Annotated in this window: 22 protein-coding genes, 1 tRNA gene and 1 pseudogene; 10 read left to right on the top strand and 14 right to left on the bottom strand. The window is 62.4% G+C overall.

Annotated features, from left to right (window positions below; all coding sequences use genetic code 11):
* Positions 1 to 51: 51 nt before the first annotated feature.
* The 4 genes from NKL06_RS26925 to NKL06_RS26910 form a co-directional block, all read right to left on the bottom strand.
* Positions 52 to 1,107 carry a DNA polymerase III subunit delta' gene (locus tag NKL06_RS26925; RefSeq protein ID WP_023691297.1) on the bottom strand — a complete coding sequence of 352 codons (1,056 nt, stop codon included), beginning with the start codon at positions 1,105 to 1,107 and terminating at the stop codon, positions 52 to 54.
* Entirely contained in the window at positions 1,104 to 1,778 is a 675-nt protein-coding gene (gene tmk, locus NKL06_RS26920) for a dTMP kinase (protein ID WP_023668949.1), read from the bottom strand. Before tmk ends, NKL06_RS26925 begins: the two co-directional genes overlap by 4 nt.
* 72 nt (positions 1,779 to 1,850) lie before the next feature.
* On the bottom strand, positions 1,851 to 3,017 hold the full coding sequence (locus tag NKL06_RS26915) for a D-alanyl-D-alanine carboxypeptidase family protein (protein ID WP_023691298.1): 1,167 nt from the start codon (positions 3,015 to 3,017) through the stop codon (positions 1,851 to 1,853).
* 102 nt (positions 3,018 to 3,119) lie between these two features.
* Positions 3,120 to 4,328 (bottom strand): septal ring lytic transglycosylase RlpA family protein, encoded by a 1,209-nt coding sequence (locus NKL06_RS26910; RefSeq protein WP_023691299.1) that lies wholly within the window; start codon positions 4,326 to 4,328, stop codon positions 3,120 to 3,122.
* A gap of 330 nt (positions 4,329 to 4,658) precedes the next feature.
* On the opposite strand from NKL06_RS26910, the gene NKL06_RS26905 reads away from it, so the two are divergent.
* Positions 4,659 to 5,102: an MgtC/SapB family protein gene (locus tag NKL06_RS26905; RefSeq protein WP_502903795.1), complete on the top strand. Its 444-nt coding sequence runs from the start codon at positions 4,659 to 4,661 to the stop codon at positions 5,100 to 5,102.
* Between the two features lie 211 nt (positions 5,103 to 5,313).
* Positions 5,314 to 5,403: transfer RNA gene (locus NKL06_RS26900), tRNA-Ser, on the top strand.
* Positions 5,404 to 5,550: 147 nt separating this feature from the next.
* Here the strand turns inward: NKL06_RS26900 and NKL06_RS26895 are convergent.
* Positions 5,551 to 5,712 carry a hypothetical protein gene (locus NKL06_RS26895; protein ID WP_023691300.1) on the bottom strand — a complete coding sequence of 54 codons (162 nt, stop codon included), beginning with the start codon at positions 5,710 to 5,712 and terminating at the stop codon, positions 5,551 to 5,553.
* Between the two features lie 186 nt (positions 5,713 to 5,898).
* Between NKL06_RS26895 and NKL06_RS26890 the strand changes: the two genes are divergently transcribed.
* Positions 5,899 to 6,090 carry a DUF3606 domain-containing protein gene (locus NKL06_RS26890; protein ID WP_023668952.1) on the top strand — a complete coding sequence of 64 codons (192 nt, stop codon included), beginning with the start codon at positions 5,899 to 5,901 and terminating at the stop codon, positions 6,088 to 6,090.
* A gap of 349 nt (positions 6,091 to 6,439) precedes the next feature.
* Here NKL06_RS26890 and NKL06_RS26885 read toward each other — a convergent pair whose 3' ends face one another.
* Positions 6,440 to 7,171 (bottom strand): hypothetical protein, encoded by a 732-nt coding sequence (locus NKL06_RS26885; protein ID WP_352581297.1) that lies wholly within the window; start codon positions 7,169 to 7,171, stop codon positions 6,440 to 6,442.
* A gap of 431 nt (positions 7,172 to 7,602) precedes the next feature.
* Here NKL06_RS26885 and NKL06_RS26880 point away from each other — a divergent pair, with 431 nt between their 5' ends.
* The 6 genes from NKL06_RS26880 (at position 7,603) to rimO (ending at position 13,085) form a co-directional block, all read left to right on the top strand.
* Complete coding sequence (locus NKL06_RS26880) at positions 7,603 to 7,992, top strand: sugar 3,4-ketoisomerase (protein WP_023691311.1); 390 nt, start codon at positions 7,603 to 7,605, stop codon at positions 7,990 to 7,992.
* A 43-nt stretch (positions 7,993 to 8,035) separates the two neighbouring features.
* Positions 8,036 to 9,256 (top strand): FAD-dependent oxidoreductase, encoded by a 1,221-nt coding sequence (locus NKL06_RS26875; protein ID WP_023691312.1) that lies wholly within the window; start codon positions 8,036 to 8,038, stop codon positions 9,254 to 9,256.
* The gene (locus tag NKL06_RS26870) at positions 9,257 to 10,183 is read left to right on the top strand and encodes a glycosyltransferase family 2 protein (RefSeq protein ID WP_023691313.1); all 927 of its coding nucleotides are present in this window, start codon (positions 9,257 to 9,259) and stop codon (positions 10,181 to 10,183) included.
* 119 nt (positions 10,184 to 10,302) lie between these two features.
* The gene (locus tag NKL06_RS26865) at positions 10,303 to 10,710 is read left to right on the top strand and encodes a DUF930 domain-containing protein (protein ID WP_032889884.1); all 408 of its coding nucleotides are present in this window, start codon (positions 10,303 to 10,305) and stop codon (positions 10,708 to 10,710) included.
* 262 nt (positions 10,711 to 10,972) lie between these two features.
* A complete protein-coding gene (locus NKL06_RS26860; protein ID WP_023668959.1) occupies positions 10,973 to 11,632 on the top strand; it encodes a TerC family protein in 660 nt (219 codons plus the stop codon).
* Between the two features lie 139 nt (positions 11,633 to 11,771).
* Positions 11,772 to 13,085 (top strand): 30S ribosomal protein S12 methylthiotransferase RimO, encoded by a 1,314-nt coding sequence (gene rimO, locus NKL06_RS26855; RefSeq protein WP_023691314.1) that lies wholly within the window; start codon positions 11,772 to 11,774, stop codon positions 13,083 to 13,085.
* Positions 13,086 to 13,224: 139 nt separating this feature from the next.
* Here the strand turns inward: rimO and NKL06_RS26850 are convergent, their stop codons facing one another.
* The 8 genes from NKL06_RS26850 to NKL06_RS26815 all read right to left on the bottom strand — a co-directional run bounded on the left by NKL06_RS26850 (position 13,225) and on the right by NKL06_RS26815 (position 21,517).
* Complete coding sequence (locus NKL06_RS26850) at positions 13,225 to 14,292, bottom strand: BMP family ABC transporter substrate-binding protein (protein ID WP_023682527.1); 1,068 nt, start codon at positions 14,290 to 14,292, stop codon at positions 13,225 to 13,227.
* Positions 14,293 to 14,342: 50 nt separating this feature from the next.
* Positions 14,343 to 15,263 (bottom strand): ABC transporter permease, encoded by a 921-nt coding sequence (locus tag NKL06_RS26845; protein WP_023668962.1) that lies wholly within the window; start codon positions 15,261 to 15,263, stop codon positions 14,343 to 14,345.
* Positions 15,263 to 16,387: an ABC transporter permease gene (locus NKL06_RS26840; RefSeq protein WP_031193354.1), complete on the bottom strand. Its 1,125-nt coding sequence runs from the start codon at positions 16,385 to 16,387 to the stop codon at positions 15,263 to 15,265. Before NKL06_RS26840 ends, NKL06_RS26845 begins: the two co-directional genes overlap by 1 nt.
* Positions 16,384 to 17,961, bottom strand: a complete 1,578-nt coding sequence (locus NKL06_RS26835; RefSeq protein WP_023691315.1) for an ABC transporter ATP-binding protein — start codon at positions 17,959 to 17,961, stop codon at positions 16,384 to 16,386. The genes NKL06_RS26840 and NKL06_RS26835 overlap by 4 nt, the downstream gene beginning before the upstream one ends.
* A 216-nt stretch (positions 17,962 to 18,177) precedes the next feature.
* Positions 18,178 to 19,155 carry a quinone oxidoreductase family protein gene (locus tag NKL06_RS26830; protein WP_023691316.1) on the bottom strand — a complete coding sequence of 326 codons (978 nt, stop codon included), beginning with the start codon at positions 19,153 to 19,155 and terminating at the stop codon, positions 18,178 to 18,180.
* An 18-nt stretch (positions 19,156 to 19,173) separates the two neighbouring features.
* Positions 19,174 to 20,004, bottom strand: coding sequence for a phosphatidylcholine synthase (gene pcsA / locus NKL06_RS26825; RefSeq protein ID WP_023682522.1), 831 nt, complete (start codon positions 20,002 to 20,004; stop codon positions 19,174 to 19,176).
* The gene (locus NKL06_RS26820; protein ID WP_023691317.1) at positions 20,001 to 20,615 is read right to left on the bottom strand and encodes a DUF1326 domain-containing protein; all 615 of its coding nucleotides are present in this window, start codon (positions 20,613 to 20,615) and stop codon (positions 20,001 to 20,003) included. Before NKL06_RS26820 ends, pcsA begins: the two co-directional genes overlap by 4 nt.
* 14 nt (positions 20,616 to 20,629) lie before the next feature.
* Positions 20,630 to 21,517 carry a DUF2182 domain-containing protein gene (locus NKL06_RS26815; RefSeq protein WP_023691318.1) on the bottom strand — a complete coding sequence of 296 codons (888 nt, stop codon included), beginning with the start codon at positions 21,515 to 21,517 and terminating at the stop codon, positions 20,630 to 20,632.
* A 95-nt stretch (positions 21,518 to 21,612) separates the two neighbouring features.
* Here NKL06_RS26815 and NKL06_RS26810 point away from each other — a divergent pair.
* Positions 21,613 to 22,568: pseudogene (locus tag NKL06_RS26810) on the top strand (FAD-dependent monooxygenase); the annotation flags it as partial.

Genomic DNA, 22,568 nt, shown 5'->3' with positions numbered 1-22,568 from the left:
GGATATCGCATCGAGACGGCGATTGCCATCCCGACCCAATGCCGAAACCGGTCACATTCGCATTGCGGAATTCAGGCGGTCGATCATGGTCAAGGCGTGCTGCTTCTTGTCGAGATTGTAGGTATCGGTCTCAGATATGGCGTTCAGCGCCTCGTGCCAAGTGTCGGACAGCGTTTTCGCCCGCGCGAGATCCCCGGCCAGCGCGGCTTCACTGGCGCCAGTGGAGAGCAGATCGAGCGCGCGGCGGTTGAAGATGTCGAACTGGATCGCCTGGTCGCGGCCGGCGACGGCCTCGGCAAGCCGATAGGCTCCGGCGATGTCGCTCTTGCCCGACGTGACCAGGGCGTCGAGCGTGCCGCCAATCTCCAGCCCGCCATATTGGGTCAGAAGGATCGCATTGCGGGCGCTGCCCCCTGCCCGTTCCGCCAGTGCCGCGCGCGCGGCAGGATCGGAAGGTGGCGGCGGCTCGACGGTCTCCAGAACACTCATCAGGCTGCCGGCATCGAGCGGCGTCAGCCGCACCATCTGGCAGCGCGAACGGATGGTCGGCAAAAGGCTGCCCGGCGCATGCACGATGAGGATGAACAGCGTGCGGCTCGGCGGCTCCTCGAGGTTCTTCAGCAAGGCATTGGCGGCGTTGGTGTTCATGTCGTCGGCCGGATCGACGATCACCACCCGGTAGCTGCCGTCATGCGAGGTCAGCGACAGGAAGCGGTTGACCTTGCGGATCTCGTCGACGGTGACGACGGTCTTGAAACTCTTGGTCTTGTCGTTCAGCGGCCGGGTCAGGTGCAGCACGCCGGGATGCGCCCCGGTGGCGATCTGGCGAAACAGCGGTGAGGCCGGATCGGGAACGGCAAACACATCCGGCGCCTGGTCGAAGGCCGGATGCTTCAACAGATGGTGCGCCAGGTGAAAGGCAAGCGTCGCCTTGCCGATGCCGACCAGCCCGGCAAAGATCAACGCATGCGGCAGTTTTCCCGAGCGATAGGCGGCAGCGAGCATCGCGGCCGCCTGCTCATGGCCGACCAGGCGCAGCGTCTCGGACGGCTCCGGTACACCGTCCAGTGTGTCGTGCTGCTCGGGAGCGATGCGTTCGAAGATCATGCGGGCGCCGCCTGTCGGTTGCGCGCGGGCGCCCTCGCCTCAAGTGCGGCGAACACCACCGCGGTGATGACATCCTCCACCGCAGCGGGAGGCGCCGACGCGTCGATCACGATGCAGCGGTCCGGCTCGGCGGCTGCGATCGCCAGGAAGGCGTCACGGCGGCGCTGGTGGATGTCCAGCGTCTCCTTTTCGAAGCGGTCCGGACCGTCCTCGGCGCCACGCCGCGCGGCGGCGCGCCGCAAGCCCTCGGCGGGGTCAATGTCAAGGATCAGCGTCATGTCCGGCATCATGCCGTTGATGGCGACCTCCTCCAGAGCTTCCATGAAAGCCGGATCGAGGCCGCCGGTGACGCCCTGATAGACGCGCGACGAATCCAGGAAACGGTCGCACAGCACGATGGAGCCGCGCTCCACCGCCGGCCGGATGACCTGCTCGACATGGTCGGAGCGCGCGGCGGCAAACAGCAGCGCCTCCATCTTCGGCCCGAACGGCTCGGCGGCGCCGGACAGGAGCACATGCCTGACCGCCTCGGCGCCGGGTGACCCCCCGGGTTCGCGGGTGAGGAGGACATCGTATTTCTTGGCGCGCATTTTCTGGGCCAGCCGTTCGATCTGCGTCGACTTGCCGGCGCCCTCGCCGCCTTCGAAGGTGATGAAAAATCCGCTTGCCAATCGAAAGGCCTTTGTCCTGCTTTGCGCTGGTGTCTTAGTCCTCGCCTGAGAAAAGGTCCACGCCGCAGGAACTCAACGCAGCCAGCCTACGGCCAGTTCCCTGGCGGCATCAAACGCGCGTTGCGGCAACGTGCCGACGCCGACCGATTCGGCGGCGAAAAGCGGCGTTTCCTGGCTTAGCGTGTCGCCGATCCAGACGCGTAGCGCGCCGACGGGTTGCCCCTCCTCCACCGGCGCCGATACCGGCCCCTGATAGACGATCCTGGCGGTCAGCTTGTCGCGGTTGGCGATCGGCAGCAGGACGTCGATGGGCGCCTTTGCCTTCAGCGCTACGCTGGATTTGGCGCCGCCGAACACCTGGGCCTCGCCGACCACTTCGTTGCTGGCGAAAATCTCGGTCTTCTCGAAGGAGCGGACGCCCCATTCAAGCAGCTTGCGCGCTTCCTCAGCGCGCTCGCGATCGTTGGCCAATCCGCTCATCGCGGCGATCACCCGCGTCCCGTCATGGCTGACCGAGCCGACAATGCCGAAGCCGCCCGTCTCGCTCGACCCGACCGCCATTCCGTCGGCGCCGATGCCCATGGCCAGTAACGGGTTGCGGTTCTTTTGCGAGATCTTGTTCCAGGTGAAATCGGCCCGGCCATAATAGAGATAGAGGTCCGGATATTCGCGCCATATATGCAGGCCAAGCTGCGCCAATTCGCGCACCGTCGTCTGCTGGCCGTCGCCCGGCAGGCCGGTGGAATTGACGAATGTCGATTTCGCCAGCCCGATCTGGCGCGCGCGATCGTTCATCTGCACTGCGAAATTCTGTTCGGAGCCGGCCATGCCTTCGGCCAGCACCATGCAGCCGTCATTGGCGGCCTGGATGGTCACGCCCTGGATCAGATCCTCGACCCGGATCGCCGATTTGAGCTTGGCAAACATGGTCGACGTTCCCGAAGGCGCACCGCCCTTGCGCCAGGCATTTTCCGAAACCACGAAGGTGTCGTCGAGGCTCATGCGCTTCGACTTGATGGCGTTGAAGACCATCTCCATAGTCATCAGCTTGGCCATCGAGGCCGGCGGGATCGGTTGATCTGCATCCTTGGAAAACAGCACCGTGCCTGTCTCGGCATCGATCATGAAGGCCTGCGTGGCCTTGGTCTCAAAAAGCTGCGCGTTGGCCGGAGCCAGCGCGGCAAGCAAGAAGCCAAGGCCAAAAAGCCCGGCAAAAGGGTGGAAAAGGCGAAATCGCATGAAGAGGCTCGACTGTTAGCCGGCAGAAACTTGCCGCAACGCTAGCAGGCTTCTTCCCGGCGGATCAACCGCGCAATGACAAAACCGGCGTGCCTTTGTTGGTCAGTTGCGCACAGCCAGCGCGTCCGGCGCGCCATGCGACCATGCCGCGCGCAAGAGGTCGTCGACATTGCCGTGGCCATCCGGATAGAGATTGACCGCGTACCAGTCATTGCCGTCGAGTTCGGTGCTCTGGATTTCGGTCCTCCCGAACGGTTCGAGAGCCGCAGCCACCCGCTTTGCCTCGGCGGCATCGTCGAAGGAGCCGGCGGCGACATAGTCGGAAACGGCAGGCGCCGCCTGCGGGTTGGATTTCTTCCACGATTGCAGGATGTCGGCTGGTGACATGCCCTGGTCATCGAGTGCTGCAAAGACGTCGGCGCGCTGCACGCGTGCATCCGCATAGGAGAGCGAAGCCACGGCAAAGGGCGATTCCGGGCGCTGAGGCACGATCGGCCCGAATTCCGGCAGCGTCACATCGCTTGAGCCCGGTGCCTGCATCGACATCACTGGCTGTGTGTCGGAATTCGTCAACTGACCAGGAAACGGCACTGCGGCAGGTGGTGCGCCAACAGATAGGCTCGGCGAAGGTCCGTTCATCGCCACCATGACGCCGGTCGGCAAGCCATCGGACGGGTCCGGGCGGTTGTTGCCCGGGCGATAGGAGGCGACCAGATATTGGTCGTCGTCGCCGTCGAGCGGCGCGCGGCCGATATATTCCACTTTGACCCTGGCCGTGCCGACCTTGGCATAGTCGAGCATTTGCGCGGCGCGTTCCGAGACATCGATGATGCGTCCCTCGTGATAGGGGCCGCGGTCGTTGACGCGCACGATGACCGAGCTTCCGGTCTCGGTGTTGGTGACACGGGCATAGCTCGGCAGCGGCATGGTCGGATGCGCCGCCGTCAGATGGGTCATGTCGTAGACTTCGCCATTGGCTGTGAGACGACCGTGGAAGGCATCGCCATACCAGGAGGCGAGACCGACCTTGGCGTAGCGCTTGTCTTCCTTGGGGTAATACCACTTGCCGCGCACCTGATAGGGCTTGCCCAACTGGTCGCGGCCGCCGCCGCGCCGCATGTACTGAACGCGCGGGCTGGCCTTCACACCGTATTCGGTCTCGGCAAAATATTCCTTCGAGCGAGGCTCCTTGTAGACCATGGCTTTCGGCTCGGACTGCGGCGACGCGCACGCGGCCAGCAACGCAGCCGAAAGAGCGCACAACACCAAAGCAGGAGCGCGACGAAGACGCCGATGCGTCGTGGTCTGCATGTTTTCCGATGTCCCCTACCGTCTCGACACAGGCGCCGCTTCTAGAATTTCGGCGGAGCCAGATGAGCAATGCCTGCGACGCGCCAGTCCCCATCCCTTGTGCGCAGGAATTGTTTATCAGCGTATTAATCGATTGTGTCCGGAACCGGGCAGGAATGTGGCGGCCATGTCCCGGGCTGGCCGGGCGCCTGTGAGGAGGCATCCGAGACCTCTGTCCTTTGGAGTCTGGAAGTGAACCTGTGGCATGAAGCGCGGCTGCCTGGAACCGACCGACCCGAGATACGTTCTGCGCCTCATGGATGAATTCTTTGAACGTTTCGGGCAACAGACGTGGCTGCCCTTTTCCGTAATTTCAGCCAGGCTTTTGCTCGCGGCGTCCTTGGCTCCATCGTTGGGATCGAACGCGAATGGCGTAACCGGCCGGCCGGATTGAGGACACACATCCTAGTCTGTGTTGCGACGGCTCTAATTGCCATCCTCACGATCGAGATTACTCATCTTCACGTCTTCGATGGTCAGGAAATCGCCATTGATCCTATCCGCTTGATCGAAGCCACGACTGCCGGCGTGGCATTTCTGGCCGCGCGCTTGATCTTCTTCTGCAAGGGCGAGGTTCAAGGGCTTACCGCTGGGGCGGGCATGTGGCTGGCAGGCGCCATAGGCCTGGCGGTTGGGCTCGGGTTCTGGCAGATCGCGGCTTTGGCTACCTTGCTCGCACTTGTCGTGCTGGGTCTTCTGCAACTTGTGCAGGTCGGCAGCAAGGATCGCAATTAGATCCCGGCGCTTTCGAAAACGGGTTCGCAGCTCCGTCCGGGTAACGAACGCCACCCCCTATTATCCATGGCAGCGCCGATGGTTGACTTGGCGCTGGGCAACGCTCTAGAGAAATGAACCGCAAGCTGGTCCGGAACGCATAGGTATCATTCGATACCGACTGTCGTTCACTGGGTCGGTTGATGTTCCTAAATGATTGAAAAATCACGACGGAGGGATGGCCGAGCGGTTTAAGGCACCGGTCTTGAAAACCGGCGTGGGTGCAAGCCCACCGTGGGTTCGAATCCCACTCCCTCCGCCAGATATTTGGCTATCGTGCTGAATTGCCTCTGTATTTTCAAAGAGGGCCAAATCTTTGCTAAGTTATTCCTAACTTCCTAAAACGAAGAAGCCTGCCACCGTGAGGCAGCGGGCCAGCGTGAGCGCAAACGTTGCGCCAGCCTAAGGATCAACGTTCGTCCTGGCGATAGAGCCGTTTGGTCGCGCGGTCGCTTTCCATGCGCTCTGCAGGACCACGGTGGCGTCGGGTCATAAGAACGTATGCCATCAATAGGGCCAGCAACAGTGGCCCACCAGCAACGACGATCAACCACATCACACTTTCAAACATGAGGCATCTCCTTCACGTCACAACCGTCAAGGAGAAGAACCGTTCCGTTCAAAGTTACAGCAACACCAGCACCTCCTGCGACTGAGGGTCGTTTTCCCATGTGACCGTTTCGGAAATCCGGGCTCCGCTGCAACAAAAGGCTGCGGCTGCACGTTGCGGTTGATCATTCAACCAGGAGCAAAGCAAATGGCCGACGACAAAACGAAGACGGACTTCCGCGATCGGGACCGCGTCTCTGCCGATGAGGATTATGAAGTCGAGTATTTCGCCACCAAGGCCGGCATCACCCCGCAGCAGGTCAAGGAATTGATCGCGAAGCACGGCAACCGACGCGAGACGCTGGAGCGGGAAGCGAAGGCTCTGGGGAGCGGTAGGTAGGCCGGCATGCCAGAGTACCAGGTGGAAGAGTGGCATGGAGAGGAGTGTGTCTCATCTCAGGCCACGAACGCCGATGATCCGTTATCTGCGGTAGAGAAGGTCACGGGCCAAAGGGTGTCGCCTAGAGCGCTTCAGGAGCATTGGTTTCGTGTGGTCGATGAAGATGCGCGAAGCACGCATGAATTCAGCGTTGAGGACGGCGGCGCGGCTGCAGATTTCGCAAAATAGCCATCCACCAGAATCTCGGACCTGCATTAGGACCAACGCTGCAGATAGGCGAGAAAGGTACAGCCGCCGGGCAAACCCGACGGCTTTATCGTCGACTGGATCGCTGCCGCCGCATGAGGCCTTAAGGCGTGGCCGGAGCCAACTTGGCGGCCACTTGGTCGATCTTGTCGGCAAGTACGCCATTGGCCCAATCTGTGACCTCAGGGTCAACGGGCTTGTTGGCCATCTGGGCAAGGGCTGCATCGATCGATGGGACGTTGGCAGCGGCAGCTGTGGCGGCGGTCTGAGCAGCGGCCGCATCCTGGGTGGCGTCATCGAGCGCTGCCTGTGCTGCATCGAGGTCGGCCTGCGTCGGGACATCTTCGGGCAGGGTATTCGGGTCAGCCGCTTTCGCATTCAGCGCGTCGAGCGCCGCTTTGGCGTCGGTAACCGCCTGATTAGCGGCGTCGAGCGCCGATTGAGCGTTCTTGGCTATTGCCGACTGTGTCACAAAAGCCTGCACGCCAGCGAAGTTCTTGCTCTTGGAGTGCATAAAGGCGTTGGCGTTGCGCTGAAGCGAGTTCAACCGGCCGAGCTTGGCATGGATATTCTTTTCCTTGGACACAGAAGGGGTAGCGGCCTTGGCGACCTGGCCCTTAGGGGCCTGGCCCTTGGCGGATGCCGACTTGCCGACCGAACCGCCGCCTCCGCCATTGCCGCCAGCATTACCGTTTCCTCCGCTATTGCCATTGCCATTGCCGTTACCATTGCCATGGCCGTTACCATGGCCGTTGCCACCAGCAGCAGCCAGGGCCGGCGACACCAGAAGCGAGAACACTGCAAATGCAGCAAAAAGGGTCTTTCGGGATGTCATAACTACCTCCGAGATTGCCACCGCCACTAACCGCTATAGCGGGCAACATGAGGAATCGCTAACACAAAGGGTAAACTTGGATATAGCTGTGCTTTCATGGCGAGAACGAAGCGGCCGGCCGGCGAAACGCCAACCAGCATAACTCTTTGAAATTGCTGAAGTAGATCACCCTCGTTGGGACCGGCCGGCCTTCCGAACTCAAAGGTCCTAGACCGCTCGGACCAAGGTCTTAAGCCGTGGTTTCGGCCGCGACTCAGAAGTCGTGACGGCGCGGCGACCTTCGGTAGTCGGCGCCGTATCGGCCTGAGGCCGAGCTCGACATCGATCCGCTGCTGTGTCCCAAAACACCGCCTAAGTGGTTGTATTCTCTGTCTTTTGATATAAGCGCTAGTCTGAGGTAAATTTCGACCGGCATCTGGCGGGCTTACGTTATGCAGCATCGAACGTTCTTTGGCGGCAAGGTCACCGAGATCCCCACTTCGTTACATTGCGATCCCAGGGGAATGCTGACCGCTATCGAGTTCAGCGGTTACAATTTCCAAGCCGTGCGGGCGTTCGTCGTCACCGCGCCGCGCGGCACGTCGCGGGGCGGACATGCACACGGCTCGGGCCGGCAATTGATGATGCAGCTGTCGGGCGAGATCGGCATCGAATTTCGCTACCGGGAACAGGTCGAACGGCTGACGCTCACCGCATCGAACCGCGCGGTGCTGGTCGATGCCGCGGTGTGGGCGCTGCAGACCTATGAAGGCGAGAACCCGGCTTTGCTGGTTTTCTGCGATACCGAATACGACCCTGAAGACTACGTATCGAACCCCTGATGACACTCATCGCGAAAGGAGAGGCCGCGATGCGCGCCAGGACATGACAGCGCCTCGCGGCAGAATGGCTATTCTCGGCGCCGGCATCATGGGCGCCAGCCTCGCTCTCATGATGGCCCGCAGAGGCTACGCGGTGTCCCTCTTCGACAAGGAGAGCGAGCCGATGGCCTGCGCCAGCCGTTGGAACGAGGGCAAGATTCATCTCGGCTATCTCTACGGGAACGATCCCTCGTTGCTGACCGCCCGGCATCTGCTTTCGGGAGGACTGCGTTTCGGCAGGCTTGTTTCCGAGTTGATCGGAAGCAATCTGGAAACGCACACGACCTTTTCGGAAGATCTTTATCTGGTCCATCGCAACTCGATCGTCGCTGTCGAGGCGCTGGGGGCGATCTTTGAAAGTGTGGATGTATTGGTGCGCAGCCACGCTGACGCCACCAGCTACCTTGCCGACGTATCGGCGGCGCGATCGAATCGGCTTTCCAGAACTGAATTGGCCGATGTCACCAACTCGGACCAGATCGTCGGCGGCTTCCAGGTGCCGGAGCGATCCGTCAACACGCGATGGGTTGCCGACCGGCTTTGCGCGGCGCTTCGGGGTGAACCCAATATCAGCTTGCGGATGGCGTCCAAAGTCCTGTCGGCACAGCCGGTGGACGGAATTGACGGGAAATGGCGCGTGGCGGTCGCAGGCAAGAAAAGTGAGGCGTTCGACATCGTCGTCAATTGCCTTTGGGAGGGGCGGCTGGCTGTCGACCGCACGGCCGGCATCGAGCCGGTTCCCGGATGGTCGCACCGCTACAGGCTTTGCCTGTTCGGCCGCACCAGGCAGCCTGTCAATGTGCCATGCGCGGTCGTCGCCCTTGGCCCGTTCGGCGACATAAAAAACTATGACGGGCGCAACTTCTATCTCTCCTGGTACCCGAGCGGGTTGCTTGCGGAGAGTGGCGAATTGTCGATCGAAACGCCGCAAGCGCTCGATGCCGACGCACGACAGCGGTTCATCGGCGACGTTCGCGCCACGCTCGCCCGGTTGGTGCCCAGTGTTTCCAGCATGTTCGACGATGCCGAGGAGCTTGAGGTACGCGGCGGCTTCGTGTTTGCGCAAGGGCGTGGTTCGCTCAGCGACCCGAAAGCCACAATCCATCGCCGCGACCAATTCGGGGTCAACCGCCTGGGCAACTACATCTCGGTCGACACAGGTAAATATTCGACGGCGCCGTGGCTTGCCGACAGGCTGGCGCGGCAAATCTGCGGGATCGAGTGAATGGGTGAGACAGAACAGGGCGGCGCGAAGCAGGTAGCGCAGAAACAAGTCCAGCTTCGATCCGGCTGGCGGCCGAAGGTCACGGCGCTGGTGCCATGCTACAATTCGGCGGCATTCATTTCGCGTACGCTGGACAGCCTCGCCGCGCAGACCTGGGACAATATCGAGATCCTGGTCGGGGAGGACAATTCGACCGACGCGACATTCGAGATCGTTTCAGCCTTCGCCGGCGGCCGCGACGATGTCCGTATCCTCCGCCGGGACAAAAACCTGGGATGGCTGAAGAACTCCAACGATCTGATGGCCAATGCCAGCGGCGAATTGATGTTCTTTGCCTTCCATGACGACGTCATCGATCCAACCTATATCGAGGCGCTGGTGCGGGCGCTCGATGCCAATCCCGCGGCCGTACTGTCGTTCAGCGACGTCGAAGTGATCGAAGTCAGCGGCGAAAGTGCCACGTGGAAGTTCGACCTGCTGGAGGGCTTGCAGGACGGTTTTGCGCGTGGCCGGGCGATGGCGCGCCAGCCGCATGGATGGTGGGTTCCCAATCGTGGGATATTCAGGGCCTGGGCGTTCCACCGTAGCGGCGGGATCAAGCCCAACAGCCAAGGCGAATTCAGCGCCGACTGGACCTGGCTTCTGCATCTGTCGCTGCTCGGCGGCTTTGTCCGCGTGCCGCAAGTGCTCTGCCACAAATACTACCGGGCGGGCAGCATCAGCCGGCGCTGGGACCGCAACAGCACCCAACGAAGGGCCTTGCGGGCGGCGGGGATAAGGGAGGTCTGGCACAGCGAGGCCGGCCTTGCACAAAGAGCCTTCCTCGCTGTCTATATCGCCTTGCGGCCGTGGCGGTGGGTGCCGCGATCGCGAGAAGCGCAAAGACGGCGAAACAGGCAATCGGTGCATGGCAGCCCGGACAAATAAGAATGGCGCCGGCGACGTATCAAAGCGGCTGCGTCAAAACACCCTGCCCGGCCAACGGCGATTTCCGCGCATATCCGGCTGCCCCAAAATGGCACTCCGGTTGATTTTTCACGCGAGTTATGGTCGTTCTCCCGCCCATGAAAAAACTATTCCTTGCGGCGCTGGCCTCGGTGACGCTGGCCTGGCCCGCCCACGCGATGGACGCCGCCCTGCGCGCCGGCCTGCTGAAACTCGACCCGGAGACCCGGCTGGAGCAGAGATGCGACGCCGAAGTGCTCGACCGCATCAGCCATGACGACCACAAGTACAAGGCAGACCGCGTCGTCGCCTACGCCTTCGCGACGCCGGAAATGAAGGCCGATGCCATCCGCAGCCCGGGCGCTGCCTTCCGCAGCAAGGGGCAGTGGTACCGGCTGAAGTTCAAATGCGAGACGGCGCCTGACCATATGGAGGTCCTGCAGTTCCGTTACCGCATCGGCGACGAGATTCCGGAAGCCGACTGGGCGAAGTACAATCTCTACGACTGAATTCGCTGCGACCAGAATTCTCTCTGGCAGAACGACCTTCCCTATTCCCGTGGCTTTCAGCGTCGGCCGTTAGAGCGGTTCAGCTTTTTACAGAGCAGCTGACCCACTCTAACTCTTTGTTTTTGCATGATTCCGGACGGAAAACCGCTACGCACTTTTCCTGGAATTGCGCCGGCAGTCTCTTGACGCGCGGGAACCATACACGTTAGGGCGTCGGCATATCCGACGACGAACACGCCGATACAGCAAGGGGCTCCGGTCGATGGACATTTTCAGCGCTGCAAGCATGACGGCCCTCCTCCAGGTCATCGCCATCGATCTGGTGCTTGCCGGCGACAATGCCATCGTCATCGGCCTTGCCGCCGCCGGCCTGCCGGTCGAGCAGCGCAAGAAAGCCATCCTGATCGGCGTGTTGGCGGCGACTGTGCTGCGCATCCTGTTTGCCGCCGTCACCGTCAAGCTTCTTGCCATTGTCGGCCTGCTGCTGGCCGGCGGCATCCTTTTGTTGTGGGTGTGCTGGAAGATGTGGCGCGAGCTGCGGACGTCGCATGCCGACGAGTTCGAGGCGACCGAGGCGCTCTCCGATTCCGACCTCAACAGCGACAGAACGGTAGGTGGCAAGGCGCCGCGCAAGACGCTCGGCCAGGCGGCCCTGCAGATCGTCGTCGCCGATGTTTCGATGTCGCTGGACAATGTGCTGGCGGTCGCCGGTGCGGCGCGCGATCATTTTCCGGTGCTTGTCATAGGCCTGGTGCTGTCGATCGCCTTGATGGGCTTGGCCGCGAGCTTCATTGCCAAGCTGCTGCACCGCCACCGCTGGATCGCTTATGTCGGCCTGCTGATCATTCTCTACGTCGCGATCGATATGGTCTATCGCGGCGTTGTCGAGGTCTGGCCGCATGTCAGTCCTGTGGTGAGCTGACTCTGCCGGTCCTACAGCTTCTGTATACTACGGGTATCTGCCGGAGGCAGTGGTCGCGTTCGCCGCAGCCGCTGCCCATACCAATGCCGCAATAAGTGTGGTACTGGCCGCCGATCCCGAAAAACCCGGAATGTTTCTCATGTCTGCGCCTCGCGTCAGTTTCGTCAGCCTTGGATGCCCGAAGGCGCTTGTGGATTCCGAGCGCATCATCACGCGCCTGCGCGCCGAAGGCTATGAGATCGCGCGCAAGCATGACGGCGCGGACCTTGTCGTCGTCAACACCTGCGGCTTTCTCGATTCGGCCCGCGACGAATCGCTCAACGCCATTGGTTCGGCGCTTTCGGAAAACGGCCGGGTGATCGTCACCGGCTGCCTCGGCGCCGAGCCGGACGTCATACGAGAGAAGCACCCCAACGTCCTCGCCATCACCGGCCCGCAGGCCTATGAGAGCGTGATGGCCGCGGTGCATGAGGCGGCGCCGCCCAGCCACGATCCCTATATCGACCTTCTGCCGCCGCAAGGCGTCAAGCTGACGCCGCGCCACTACGCCTATCTCAAGATTTCCGAAGGCTGCAACAACCGCTGCACCTTCTGCATCATTCCGGCACTGCGCGGCGACCTCGTCTCGCGCCCGGCGGCCGATGTGCTGCGCGAGGCCGAGAAGCTGGCCAAGGCCGGCGTCAAGGAACTGCTGGTCATCTCGCAGGACACCAGCGCCTACGGCATCGACATCAAGTACCAGACGTCGATGTTCGGCGACCGCGAAGTGCGGGCGAAATTCCTCGACCTTTCGGAGGAGCTGGGCAAGCTCGGCATCTGGGTACGCATGCACTATGTCTACCCCTACCCGCATGTCGCCGATGTCATCCCGCTAATGGCGGATGGAAAAATCCTTCCCTATCTGGACATCCCCTTCCAGCACGCCTCGCCGCAGGTGCTGAAGAACATGCGCCGTCCAGCCCATGGCGAAAAGACGCTGGAGCGCATTCGCGGCTGGCGCGAGGTGTGCCCGGATCTGGCGATACGCTCGACCTTCATCGTCGGTTTCCCCGGCGAGACCGACGAGGATTTCGAGATGCTGCTCGACTGGCTGGACGAGGCCAGGATCGATCGCGCCGGCTGCTTTAAATACGAGCCGGTCCGCGGCGCCCGCTCCAACGATCTCGGCCTCGAACAGGTGCCGCAGGAGATCAAGGAAGCGCGCTGGCATCGCTTCATGCAGCGCCAGCAGAAGATCTCGGCGACGCAGCTGGCCAAGAAGGTCGGCAAGCGCCTGCCGGTGCTGATCGACGAGGCGCATGGCACGTCTGCCAAGGGCCGGACAAAATACGACGCGCCCGAGATCGACGGTTCGGTGCATATCCAGTCGCGCCGCCCGCTGCGCCAAGGCGACATCGTCACGGTCAAGATCGACCGCGCCGACGCCTACGACCTTTACGGCTCGGCGGTTTAGAAAATTGCCAAAAAGGGCGCCTCCCGGCGCCCTCGGATTTTTGGCACAGCCCTCGGCGCGGTTTCGCAGTCGAAGCGTGCAGCCCGCGAAATGAAAAAGGGCGCCGCGCGGCGCCCCTTCTCCTTTGCGTTTCCGATATTTACTGCGGCAACTTGTCGTCGACGCCCTTCACATAGAAGTTCATGCCGAGCAGCGTGCCGTCGTCGGCGACTTCGCCGTCCTTGAGCCACGGCGTGCCGTCCTGCTTGGCGACCGGTCCGGTGAAGGGGTTCCAGCCATCTGCGATTTTCTTGGCGGTTGCCTCGGCCATCGCCTTCACATCGTCCGGCATGTTGGTGAAGGGCGCCAGCTTGACGGCGCCGTCCTTGATGCCGAGCCAGACATTGTCCGGCTTCCAGGTGCCGTCGAGCGCTGCCTGAACGCGGCTGATGTAGTACGGCCCCCATTCGTCCGTCAGCGAGGTCAGCTGCGCGTTCGGCGCGAACTTGATCATGTCGGAGGACTGGCCGAAGCCGTGCAGCTTGCGCTCTTCCGCCACCTGCAAGGCAGCGGTGGAATCGGTGTGCTGAACGATGATGTCGGCGCCCTGATCGAACAGTGCCTTGGCCGCGTCAGCTTCCTTGCCCGGATCGAACCAGGAGTTCACCCAGACGATCTTGGCCTTGAAGTTCGGGTTGACCGACTGCGCGCCGAGCATGAAGGAGTTGATACCCATCACCACTTCGGGGATCGGGAAGGAAACGATATAGCCGGCGACCCCTGCCTTCGATTCCTTGGCGGCGATCTGGCCGAGCACATAGCGGCCTTCATAGAAGCGCGCATTGTAGATGCCGAGATTGTCAGCGGTCTTGTAGCCGGTGGCGTGCTCGAACATCACTTTGGGGAACTTCTTGGCGACCTTCACTTCCGGGTCCATGAAGCCGAAAGAGGTGCCGAAGATGATCTTGCAGCCTTCGCGCGCCAGACGCTCGAAAGCGCGGTCGGCATCGGGACCTTCCGAGACGTTCTCGAGATAGGCGGTTTCGACCTTGTCGCCGAGCGCCTTTTCCACCTCGAGGCGGCCCTGGTCGTGCTGGTAGGAATAGCCGAAGTCGCCGATCGGGCCGGTGTAGACCCAGCATGCCTTCAACTTGTCGGCGGCCTGCGCGGACGCCGCCAGTGACATGGCGGCGGTCGTGGTCATCAACGCAATAAGCAGTTTTTTCATTGTGTTACCTCTCTGAGTTTAGCCTTGGAGCTTCCCGTTTGTTTTTGTTGTCAACGATCCGGAACGAATGGCTGCCCCAAGGAAGCCGGCGTGTTCATCATCGTCAGACGCTTGTTGCGCGAGATTAGAACGAGAACCACGACGGTTGCCAGATAGGGCAGAGAAGAAAGCAGCTGCGAAGGCACCGGAATGCCAAATGCCTGTGCATGAAGCTGGCCGATCCACACCGCGCCGAAGATGTAGGCGCCGGCGAGCACGCGCCACGGCCGCCAGGAGGCGAAGACGACCAGCGCCAGCGCGATCCAGCCGCGGCCCGCGCTCATGTTCTCCACCCATTGCGGCGTGTAGACCAGCGACAGATGGCCGCCGGCAAGGCCGGCGCAGGCGCCGCCGAAGATGACCGCGAGATAGCGGTAGCGGATGACCTTGATGCCGAGCGCATGCGCCGATGTGTGGCTGTCGCCGATCGAGCGCAGAGTGAGGCCGGTGCGGGTCTTGAACAGGAACCACATGACGGCCGCCGTCAGCGCGATCGAGATGTAGAAGATCGGGTCCTGGCCGAACAACAGCCTGCCGACGACGGGAATGTCGGTGAGCACCGGAACGTAGAGGTTTGGCAGCCGCTCGCCCGGCTGGCCGACGAAGCTGGTCCCCATCATGCCGGACAGGCCGAGGCCAAGCAGCGTCAACGACAGGCCGGTCGCCACCTGGTTGGTGGCGAGCGACAGCGTCATCACCGCAAACAGCAGCGAGAACACGGCACCCATGGCGATTGCCGCCAACAGGCCGATCCAGGGCGATCCCGTGAGATAGCCGGCGCCGAAGCCGCCGACGGCGCCCATGATCATCATGCCTTCGACGCCGAGGTTGAGCACGCCGGAGCGCTCGACCACGAGTTCGCCGATTGCCGCTATTAAAAGCGGCGTTGCCGCCGTGGCGATGGTCAAAAGGATGTTGACGGCGATGTCCATCAGCGGGCTTCCTTCAACTTCGGCGCGGCTTCAAGCTTCGCCGCGCTTTTCGTCAGCGCCATGCCGACCAGGCGAATGCGGTAATGGATGAGCGTGTCGCAACCGAGCACGAAGAACAAAAGCATGCCCTGGAACACACGCGCCACCTTGTCGGAAATGCCGAGCGCGCTTTGCACCGCCTCGCCGCCGAGATAAGTCAGCGCCAGCACCAGGCCGGCGGCGACGATGCCGAGCGGATTGAGCCGGCCGAGGAACGCCACAATGATCGCTGTGAAGCCGTAGCCGGGCGAGATCACCGGTTGCAGCTGGCCGATGGCGCCGGAGACTTCCGAAATGCCGGCAAGCCCGGCCAGCGCGCCTGACAGCAGGAAGGCGAAGAAGACCATGCGGTTGAGGCCGAAGCCGGCGAAGCGCCCTGCCCTCGGGCTGGAGCCGAGCACGCGGACCTCAAAACCCTTGAGCAGGCGGCTCATTAGCACCCAGATCAGCACGGCTGCAACAAGCGCGAAGACAAAACCCCAATTGGCACGGCCGGCGTCCGGCATCAGTTCCGGCAGGACCGCCGAGTCGTTGAACTGGATCGTCTGCGGAAAACCATGGCCCTGCGGATCGCGCCAGGGGCCGCGCACCAGCCAGTCGAGGAAAAGCTGGGCGACGTAGACCAGCATCAGGCTGGTCAGGATTTCGTTGGTGCCGAAGCGCGTCTTTAGGAGAGCAGGGATTGCCGCATAGGCGGCGCCGCCGACCATGCCGAACAACAGCATCAGCGGCAGCACAAGCGGGCCTTCGAACCCGGGAAACAGCACCGGAATGGCCGAGCCGAAAATGCCGCCGAGGATGAACTGTCCCTCAGCGCCGATGTTCCAGATGTTGGCCTTGTAACAGACCGACAGGCCGACCGCGATCAGGATCAAAGGTGCGGCCTTGATCGCCAGTTCATGCAACTGCCAGACCTGGCTGATCGGCTCGATGAAATAGATCTCGAATGCGCTCAGCGGGTTGACGCCGAGCAACGCGAACAGAACCGCGCCGGCGATGATCGTCAGGGCGAAGGCGATGAAGGGCGACAGCGCGGAAAACAGCATCGAGCGCTGCGGGCGTTTGACGAGTTCGAGGCGCATCATGCCGTCTCCAGACCATGTTCGGCGTGGCCGGGCTCGGCGCCGCCCATCAACAGGCCGATCTTTTCGAAAGTTGCCTCGGCGATCGGCAGCGGTTTCGACAATTCGCCATTGTGCATGACCGCGATCGCGTCCGAAATCTCGAACAGCTCATCGAGGTCCTGGCTGATGACCAGAACCGCCGAGCCGCTGCGCGCCAGTTCGATCAGCGCCTGGCGGATGTGGGCGGCGGCACCGGCGTCGACGCCCCAGGTCGGCTGGTTGACGACCATGACGGCAGGGCTGCGGTCGAGTTCGCGGCCGACGATGAATTTCTGCAGATTGCCGCCCGACAGGGCCGCGGCTTCCGGATCGGGCGCGCTCTTGCGCACGTCCATCGCCACGATGATGCGCTGGGCGGCGGCATAGACCGCACCGCTTTTGACCGTGCCGCCGGCGCCGACAAAAACCTTGCCGTCGGTGGCGTGCCGCGACAGAAGCAGATTTTCCGAAAGCTTCATGCGTGGCGCCGCGCCATGGCCGAGGCGTTCTTCCGGCACGAAGGCAGCGCCCATCAGCCGCCGGCCTGTGATCGAGAGCGAGCCGGCATCCTTGCCGCGGATGCGCACGGATGCGGCGTCCTGCTGCAGCACCTCGCCGGAGACGGATTCGAAGAACTCGCCCTGGCCGTTGCCGGCGACACCGGCAATGCCGATCACCTCGCCGGCGCGCACAGTGAGGTTGATATTCTTCAGCGGGATCGAAAACGGGGTTGCCGGCTTGCGGCTGAGGGCGCGGATTTCGAGCAGCGGCTGCGCGGCCTCGATGCCTTCGGCCGGTGCGCGCACCACGGCCTTCACCTCGTTGCCGACCATCATGCGGGCCAGCGACGAAGCCGTTTCCTCGCGCGGGTTGCAATGGCCGACGACCTTGCCGTGACGCAGCACGGTGGCGCGGTCGCAGATGCGTTTGACCTCTTCCAGCCGGTGCGAAATGTAGAGGATGGATTTGCCCTCCGAGCGCAGGCGCTCAAGCGTTTCGAACAGCTTGTCGGCTTCCTGCGGCGTCAGCACCGAGGTCGGCTCGTCGAGGATGATGAGCTGCGGCGTCTGCAACAGGCAGCGGATGATCTCGATGCGCTGGCGTTCGCCGACCGAGAGATCGCCGACCAGCGAGTCCGGATCGAGCGGCAGGCCATAGCTGAAGGAAAGCGCCCTCGCCTTGGCCGCGATCGAGCTGATCGGTGAGCCGTCATCCAGAGACAGAGCGATATTCTCGGCCGCGGTCAGCGCCTCGAACAGCGAAAAGTGCTGAAACACCATGCCGATGCCGAGCTTCTTCGCCATGCCCGGACTGGTGATCCGCACCGCTTCGCCGTTCCAGAATATCTCGCCGGAATTGGGCTCCAGCGAACCGAACAGCATCTTGACCAGCGTCGACTTGCCGGCGCCGTTTTCGCCAAGCAGCGCGTGGATCTCGCCCTTGGCGATGTTGAGGTCGATATGATCGCACGCAGTCAGCGTGCCGAATATCTTGGTCAGGCCACGAACCTCAAGCAGGTTCGCTCCATCATGATCTGCACTCACAGTGCCTCCCATCCGGTTTCCGGATATGTTCTGTGTTCCCGCCAACATCGTATGCGCTGGCCGCTCTCGTGCGAAAGCAGCACCCACCTTGAAAGAGCTTCAAGAATTTCAGCGGAAACTCAAGGGGTAAAGATAGGCCCGTTTCGCACAACAAACCGACCGACCGGTTTTTCGTGCAAACAGTGCCTGGGCGCCGCGGCAAAGCACTGAAAGGAAGGCAAACCTCCGTCAGGGGATCAGTATTGTCGTACCCGTGGTCTTGCGCCCTTCGAGATCGGCTTGCGCCTTGCCGGCGTCCTTCAGCGCATAGCGCTGGTTGATCTTGATCTCGACCGCACCGCTCAACACCACATCGAACAATGCCGCGGCGGAGATTTCGAGGTCTTCACGCTTGGCGTTGTAGACGAACAGCGTCGGCCTGGTAGCGAACAGCGAGCCCTTCTGCGCCAGCAGCGACATCGAAAATGACGGGATCGGTCCAGAGGACTGACCGAAAGAGACGAACATGCCGAGCGGCTTCAGACAGTCGAGCGAGGCCGGGAATGTGTCGTTGCCGACCGAATCGTAGACGACGTCACATTTCTTGCCGCCGGTGATGGCGGCGACGCCGGCGACGAAATCCTGCTCCTTGTAGTTGATGACATGGTCGAAGCCATGCGCCTTGGCGAGCTCGATCTTGTCGGTTGAGCTTGCCGTGCCGATGACGGTGCCGCCGAGATGTTTTGCCCATTGTCCCAGGATCAGCCCGACGCCGCCGGCGGCGGCATGAAACAGGATGGTGTCGCCTGCCTTCACCTTGAAGGTCCGGCGCAACAGATACTCCGCCGTCATGCCTTTAAGCATCATGCCGGCGGCCTGTTCGTCGCTGATGCGGTCCGGTACCTTGACCACGCGGTCGGCGGCGACAATGCGCTGTTCGGCATAGGCACCGACATTGACGGCATAGGCGATGCGGTCGCCCGGCTTCAGCCAGTCGATGCCTGCGCCGACCTCGAGAACCACACCTGCCGCCTCGCCGCCCGGGATCAGCGGGAAGCCGCCGGGCGGCGGATAGAAGCCGATGCGGTGATAGACATCGATGAAATTGAGGCCGATCGCGGTGTGCCTGACCAGGATCTGCCCGGCGCCGGGTTGTCCCGGATCGGCGTCTTCATAGGTCAGGACTTCCGGACCGCCATGGGCGTGGATACGGATTGCTTTGGACATTTGTGGGCTTTCCTGCGGTCAGGCTTTCTTAGTGTCCGGCTTGGCGCCGAGTTTGGGGAAGAACTGCATGATACCGCCGATGCAGGCGAGGTAAAGTCCGGTGATGGTGATGCCGACCTTGGTAAAGACGCCGACCTGTTCGCCCAAAACGCCGATCTGGTCGTAGAAGGCGGCAAGGGCCGCCTGCGCCAGCGCCAGCGCACCGAAAGCACACCAGAGCAGCGTCATGCCAAGATTAATTGGCCGCAGCCGCACCACCCGCACGGGATGAATGAAGTTGATCGGCACGAAGGTGAGGATGCCGGCCGCCACGACGACGCCGAAGGACACCCACTGTCCCGGCTCGATGACGAACAGCGTGAACACGACCATGTTCCAGACCACCGGAAAGCCTTTGAAGAAGTTCTCCTTCGTCTTCATTCCGGTGTCGGCATAATAGATGGCGCTGGACACCACGATGATGGCCGCCGACAGGAAAGACAGCCCTTCGCCCATGAAGCCGCGCTGGTAGAGCGCGAAGGCGGGGATCAGCACATAGGTGACATAGTCGATGATGTTGTCGAGGAGTTCGCCCGACCAGGTCGGCAGGATCTCCTTGACCTCAAGCTTGCGCGCGATCGGCCCGTCTATGCCGTCGACGAACAGCGCCAGCCCCAGCCACCAGAACATCGCCGTCCAGCGTTGCTCGCTTGCCGCCACCAGAGACAGGAAGGCCAGGAACGAGCCAGACGCGGTCAACAGATGCACCGAGAATGCCCGCGCCTGCGGCCAGGTGACCTTTTTCTTCGGCCTGGGTATCCGGTCGGTGATCTTTTTGGCGGCATTCCTGGCGGTTGTGTTCTTGCTCACGGGCCCCGCCAATCCAGTTTGCAGATTTCGGCCGAGCGGCCGGCAAAGTTCCAGTTGTGGCCGAACGCCCGCATCTTGCTTTTGTCGGACCTGGCCACGATGATCTCCGGCGCGATCCAGTATTCCGAGTTGCCGATCACGGTATCCTTCTCGCGATCCTTGCCGGGAATCGGTGTGACCGCCCCGTCGATGATCTTCGGTATCTGGAAAATACGGGTCTTGTCACGCGTCTCGTAGGTGATCGGCACCTGCTCGACACCGAGGAACTTGCCGACAAGGATCGACAACAGCGAGGTTGTTCCGCCGGCCTTCCCGGTGAAGATCCTGGTCAGCGCTTTCACCGCGTAGACGGAGGCGCGCTTGTCGATGAACAGGCCTGCGGTCCAGTTGCCGCGGCTCATAAAGCCGGGGATTTCCATGACCAGACCGAGATTGAGGCCGGACAGGTCGACCTCGCCGAAATGGCCTGCGTCGATGCGGAAGCCCGCCCAGGTCTGACAATAACCCTCCGTCGGCGGATGGCTGCCAAGCGACAGCACGCAAGGACAAAAAACCGTGCAATTGCAGGAGAGTACGAGCTCTCCTTTCATTGCCCAGCCTTGCTCTGCCATGGAATTCTCCCCCGTCATGCCGAGACTACTAGCAGGGCGACTACCCAGACAAGCAGTATCGCACCGGCCACTCGGGTTGGAAGGCTGCCGGTGGTCTGTTTTTCGATCAAGGTGAACAGGCCGATCAGCGCCATCCAGAACACGTTCATCGCGCCGACGGCAAACATCACCAGCATCAGCGCCCAGCAGCAGCCGAGGCACCACAGGCCCTGCTTCAGCCCTAGCCGGAAGATGCCACCCGGCTCCGCGCTCCAGTTGGAAAACAGTGTCGAGAACGGGTTCCGGCATTTTGTCAGGCAGGCCTGCTTGAGGCTGCTGAACTGGTAGAGGCCGGCAACCAGCAGCGCGGCCGCCGCGGCAAGGCCGCTCACCGGATCGAGCAATCGAGCGGAGGACGTAAATGCGTGGACGAGCAACGTCAGCACCGCGAAGCCGATAGAGGCGACAAGCCATGTCGAGAGGTAGCCGGCAGCCAGGACCAGCGGATGGGCCACCGGCTCGCCCTTGATGCGGGCGGTGTCGGCGATTTCACAATAGGTACGGATCATCGGCGCCGCCGACGGCAGCATCGTCGCCACGGCCATCAAAAACCACATCACGATCAGCGCCAGAACCGGTGCGCCGCCGGCATCAAGTGGTGCGGGCGTCAGGCACATGCCGAAGAAGCGGTCGAGGACATCCGGCAGCGGCAGTTGCGGCAGATATCGCAGGACCACATCGCCTGGTACGCCGGGGAGCCGGGCTTCGGCGCCGCGGATCGCCATGGCGCCGAGAATGAACCAGGCGAGCAGAATGCCGCCGGCGATGGCGATGTTGACCGTCAGGCGGGGGCTGCGGGCCAGGCTTGCCGTGGCGCGGCCGGCGCGGTCGAGATGGCTGAAATCGTCCTGCTGGCCGGTCATGACAACCGAATGAGCCTAATCGCCGCGTTGATCAAGCCGCATGGTCTGACCTATATCCATGGGTAGACACCTGCATCGCAAACTGGAAGTCCAATTTGGATCATCGCGAGACAGCACGGATACTGGTAGCCGGCAGCGGCCCTGCCGGACTGATCGCGGCGCTCGGTTTCGCCGAGGCGGGCTTTCCGGTAACCCTGGTCGGACCCGAAGCAGGCGGGCCCGATGGCCGGACCACGGCGCTGATGAACCCTGCTCTCAAGGTTCTCGATCGGCTGGGCGTGCTGGCCGAACTTGCGCCGAAGGCCGCGCCGCTGAAGGTCATGCGCATCGTTGATGCGACCAGCCGGCTGATCCGCAGCCCCGGTGGTGACTTTTCGCGCCATGGAGATCGGCGAGGAGCAGTTCGGGCTCAACCTGCCCAATAGTGCGCTGAACCCGACGCTGGCCAAGTCCGTCGCGGCCCATCCCGGCATCGAATGGCTGACGTCGATGGTCGAGAGTTGGCGTCTGGACGCCGATCAGGCGCATGCCGTCTTGACTGATGGTCGCGAAGTCTCGGCCGCGCTTGCGGTCGCTGCCGATGGGCGCCTGTCGCCGGCGCGCGAGGCGGCAGGCATAGTGGCCTCGGTGCGATCCTACCGCCAAGCGGCGCTGGTGCTGAATTTTGGCCATCGCAGCGAACACGGCTTCACCTCGACCGAGTTCCACACAGAGACCGGGCCGTTCACCCAGGTGCCGCTGCCCGGCAACCGCTCCAGCCTCGTCTGGGTGGTGAAACCGGAGGCGGCGAAGGACCTCGCCGCACTCGATGACGCGACGCTTTCCGAGCGTGTCGAGCAGCAGATGCAGTCGATGCTGGGCCGGGTGTCGGTCGAGCCCGGCCGACAAATTTACCCGCTTTCAGCGGCATCACCGGGGCGCTTCGCGCAAAACCGTGTGGCGCTGGTCGGCGAGGCTGCACATGTGTTCCCGCCGATCGGGGCCAAGGTCTAAACCTCGGCATCAGGGACGTCGAGGATCTGATTGGAATCGCTGGTGAAAATCGCGGCGA

This window comes from Mesorhizobium sp. C268A (genome assembly GCF_040324475.1).
Classification (GTDB): Bacteria; Pseudomonadota; Alphaproteobacteria; order Rhizobiales; family Rhizobiaceae; genus Mesorhizobium.
Note: the sequence above shows the minus strand (reverse complement) of the source record. Positions and strands in the feature narration are given on the sequence as shown.